This window comes from Lacticaseibacillus manihotivorans DSM 13343 = JCM 12514, from assembly GCF_001435035.1.
GTDB classification, from domain to species: Bacteria; Bacillota; Bacilli; order Lactobacillales; family Lactobacillaceae; genus Lacticaseibacillus; species Lacticaseibacillus manihotivorans.
Genome location: NZ_AZEU01000325.1, coordinates 1 through 3,856, shown reverse-complemented (window position 1 = coordinate 3,856; position 3,856 = coordinate 1). Strand labels below are relative to the sequence as shown.

Below are 3,856 nucleotides of genomic sequence, written 5' to 3'. Positions count from 1 at the left end.
GACCGGCCAGATGCGATTTCATGTCCCAAATACCGAGGTGAATAATCCAGGTTTATGCCTGTAATTTGGTCATCAACGCCGCCAAGCGTTTGACTTCTGCAGGGGTCAATTGCGCCAACATATGCTCAGATTGCGCCAGCTCGAAGGCATGTAACTTTGGATATAAGGCTTGAGCTTTGGCCGTTGGATAAACACAGCGCAGGCGTTTATCTGAGTCATCAGATTCCAGGCGTAGCCAGCCATCAGCGACTAATTTTTTCACGGTACGAAAAGCAGTCGTGCGATCAATTTGAATGGAATCTGCCAACGCTCCTAAAAACATTCCTGGTTGTTCACAAACCCGAATTAAGTAAATAAAACGATTATTATCCAAATCAAGTGGGCGAAATTCCGCATTGCTACGAATTTGAATGGTCCGCGTAATGGCACCGATATCGCGAATAATGTCTAACATAAGCCACCTCCTGAGTTAAAGTTTACAAAATAATTATTGCATTTGCAATGACTTACTTGTAAACTCGATTTTAACAACTCATTGCATTTGCAATAAAAAGGAGCTCGCTTATGTTTGCATTTATCAGTTTTATCATCATCATGTCCATCACCCCAGGACCCAATACCATCATGGCCATGGTATCCGGGCAAACGCGAGGGTTTACGAAATCTTGGCAATTAAATTTCGGGATGGCTTGTGGCATGGGTGCCATTGGCATCGTCGCTGGCTTGTTCGCTGACTGGCTCCAACATACCCCTACTTTTATTGGTGGGATGAAAGTCGTCGGTTCTGCTTATTTGTTATATCTGGCTTATCACGTAGCCATCAGTCGCCCAAATTCCAATGATTCTGGAAGTGGTGCCTTCACTACTGGCTTGTTGCTCCAACTGACGAATATCAAGGTTTATTTGTATTTCATTACGGGCTTAGGCGCCTTTAGCTTGCCAGGAATATTGGCAACGATCCCTGCGCGTTGGTTGTTGATGGTGGTTGTGGGCAGTCTCGGGACTTTCTTATGGACTGGCGGCGGCCAGCTGATCAATGCGTTTTATCAAAAGCATTTTCGCCTGGTCAACAGCTTCGTCGCGTTGTTATTAGTCTTTTCAGCCATCGATTTATGGAGGTAGCAGTATGCAATATTTAGTTGATCCGAAACAAACAGAATTTCAATCCGAAATCAAGCGACTGGATGGTGATCAAGTTCAATTTGCCGACACGATCATTTATCCAGGCGGCGGCGGACAACCGCAAGATCATGCTTGGTTGACGCAAGGGGATCAACGCTTTGACATTCAAGCCATCGACGACACCAATACATATACCCTTGATCATCCGATCACCGACCACGTGACCCCTATTTTCCAACATATTAATGGCGCCCAGCGTCAGCAGAACTGCCAATATCATACGTTGTTGCATTTAATTGCCGCGATTGCGTCAAAAGCTGGCGCTAAAGTTTCCAGTAACCAAATTGCACAAGACCATGCGCGCATTGAATTACAATTTGAGTCCGCCGAACTCGCTGAAGGCTTCACCCAAGAACAACTTGCAAAGGCTGTGCATGAGGCGATTCAAGCCCAAGCTGAAGTGTCTGCGCGCATGGTACAACGCCACGCCATGGCCGATGAATCTGAACATGTCCGCACATTAGTTTCAATGATTCCAGAAGCAGTCACTGAAGTTCGTTTAGTCAAAATTGCCGGATTTGACGAGGAAGCTTGCGCTGGAACCCATGTACAAAACACCGCCGAAATTCCAGAACCGATCACCTTCGAGTGGCATCGCAAAGGGGCGAAAAAACGCAGAATTAAAGTCATGCTTCCCACCGTGTAGACATGTTATACTAACGGCATGATCACGATCAAACCTGCAACCATGACAGAAGATTGGCCTGCCATCGCCCAATTATATTTTGAAACTTGGCAAGTGGCTTACCGCCATTTGCTCCCTGAAGCTTATCTCAAGCAATTGACGCCGGCCACTTGGCAGCCGCAAAAACGCTGGCAGCATACGATTTTAGCCTTTTCAAATACGACCCCGATCGGGATTGTCACCGCCGGGCCTAGTCGCGATGAGCATTTTGCCACTTTTGGGGAACTTTACTCACTTTACGTTCATCCAGATTACGAACATCGCGGCCTCGGTACTCGATTACTGCATGCTGGGTTGGAATTGATTGACGGGTATCCACAGCAATATTTGAAGGTGCTTGTCAACAATGCCCCAGCCCAGCAACTCTATGCCAGAACTGGCTTTAGCGACACGCGGCAGCGTCTTGTCATCCCCACGCCACAAGGTGATTTCACCGAAGCGATTTGGACGCGGAAAAACTTTTTTTGAAAAAGACTTGCGCAAAAGCCAAATACCGGCTATGATAGGCAACATTAAAACAAAGCGAAAAACTGACGAGAGACAAGTAAGACGATCAGGCCGCACAGTGACTCGGAGCTAGTGAGAACCCGAGATGACACCAGTCGTTTGAATAACACTCTCATAGTTGCCACCCCAAATGCCTTGCAAAGTAGGCGTGGTCGTCTGATCGGGACGTTATCATCCGATGGCGCATGAAATCGTGCGCTAATGAGGTGGTCCGGGGTATGCCGGACAACTTGGGTGGTACCGCGAAATGAAGTCTTTCGTCCCTTGATAGCTGGGGCAAAAGACTTTTTTATTTTGCCTTAAATAAATCAAGGGAGTTTTGTTCATGCATTTATTAACACCAACCGGTTATGATCCAAAGTTGTCTCCTCGTAAGACCCAAGAAGCGATTCGCTATATTCGCGAAACCTTCCAAGATGAATTCGGCAAACAATTGAACTTATCTCGGGTGTCCGCCCCAATGATGGTCGACAAAGCCACTGGGTTAAACGATAACTTAAACGGGGTTGAAAGCCCAGTATCCTTCACCATGAAGGACATGCCAGGCCACCAAATGGAAATCGTGCATTCTTTAGCCAAGTGGAAGCGCAACGCTTTAGGTGAATTCGGCTTCCAACCTGGTGAAGGCTTGTACACCAACATGAACGCCATTCGCAAAGACGAAGATCTCGACAACTTCCACTCCATTTACGTCGATCAATGGGACTGGGAAAAAGTGATCACCAAGGATCAACGTACCGTTGAAACCTTAAAAGCTACGGTTCGCCAGATCTTCAAAGTGATCAAGCATATGGAACATGAAGTTTGGTACAAGTACCCAGAAGCGGTGCACCATTTACCAGATGAAATTCATTTTGTCACCACGCAAGAACTTGAAGATCGCTGGCCAGACCTCGACCCAATGGCACGTGAAGATAAAATTGCCAAAGAACTCGGCTGTGTCTTCATCATGCAAATCGGCGGCGCTTTGAAATCCGGCAAGCGTCACGACGGCCGCGCCCCTGACTATGATGACTGGTCATTAAACGGTGACATCATTTTCTGGTATGAACCATTGGATTGCAAACTCGAAGTGTCTTCCATGGGTATCCGGGTCGATGAAGACGCGATGGCTAAGCAATTGAAGATTGCTGGTGCCGAAGATCGTTTGAGCCTGCCATTCCACAAGAAGATCATGGATCGCGAACTTCCTTATTCCATCGGCGGTGGGATCGGCCAGTCACGCTTATGCATGTTGTTACTTGGCAAAGCCCATGTCGGCGAAGTCCAAGCCAGCGTATGGCCACAGGAAATGATCGATGCCTGCGATGCGCATGACATCCACTTGCTGTAAAATCATATTAATATAGTAGAAACGCGTTTGACGCGCTGTGCATGCTTTGAATCCGAAAAGTATGCACAGCGCGTCTTTTGATGTTTTTAAGCGCACAAACAGACTAAGCTTAATGGCGAAGATTGATTCGACGGAATCTTTCTTCGCCA

The 3,856-nt window shown here is 47.0% G+C and carries 5 protein-coding genes; 4 read left to right on the top strand and 1 reads right to left on the bottom strand.

The features are described 5' to 3' along the window. Window positions 1-52 precede the first annotated feature (52 nt). Entirely contained in the window at window positions 53-454 is a 402-nt protein-coding gene (locus FD01_RS15380) for a MarR family winged helix-turn-helix transcriptional regulator (RefSeq protein ID WP_056965243.1), read from the bottom strand. A 110-nt stretch (window positions 455-564) separates the two neighbouring features. Between FD01_RS15380 and FD01_RS15375 the strand changes: the two genes are divergently transcribed. The 4 genes from FD01_RS15375 (at window position 565) to asnA (ending at window position 3,707) form a co-directional block, all read left to right on the top strand. After that, window positions 565-1,122: a LysE family transporter gene (locus FD01_RS15375; protein WP_056965241.1), complete on the top strand. Its 558-nt coding sequence runs from the start codon at window positions 565-567 to the stop codon at window positions 1,120-1,122. Window positions 1,123-1,126: 4 nt separating this feature from the next. Continuing rightward, on the top strand, window positions 1,127-1,828 hold the full coding sequence (locus FD01_RS15370; RefSeq protein ID WP_056965239.1) for an alanyl-tRNA editing protein: 702 nt from the start codon (window positions 1,127-1,129) through the stop codon (window positions 1,826-1,828). Window positions 1,829-1,870: 42 nt separating this feature from the next. Further along, window positions 1,871-2,335 (top strand): GNAT family N-acetyltransferase, encoded by a 465-nt coding sequence (locus tag FD01_RS15365; protein ID WP_225436161.1) that lies wholly within the window; start codon window positions 1,871-1,873, stop codon window positions 2,333-2,335. Window positions 2,336-2,699: 364 nt separating this feature from the next. Beyond that, the gene (gene asnA, locus FD01_RS15360; protein ID WP_054719778.1) at window positions 2,700-3,707 is read left to right on the top strand and encodes an aspartate--ammonia ligase; all 1,008 of its coding nucleotides are present in this window, start codon (window positions 2,700-2,702) and stop codon (window positions 3,705-3,707) included. The last annotated feature ends 149 nt before the right edge of the window (window positions 3,708-3,856 follow it).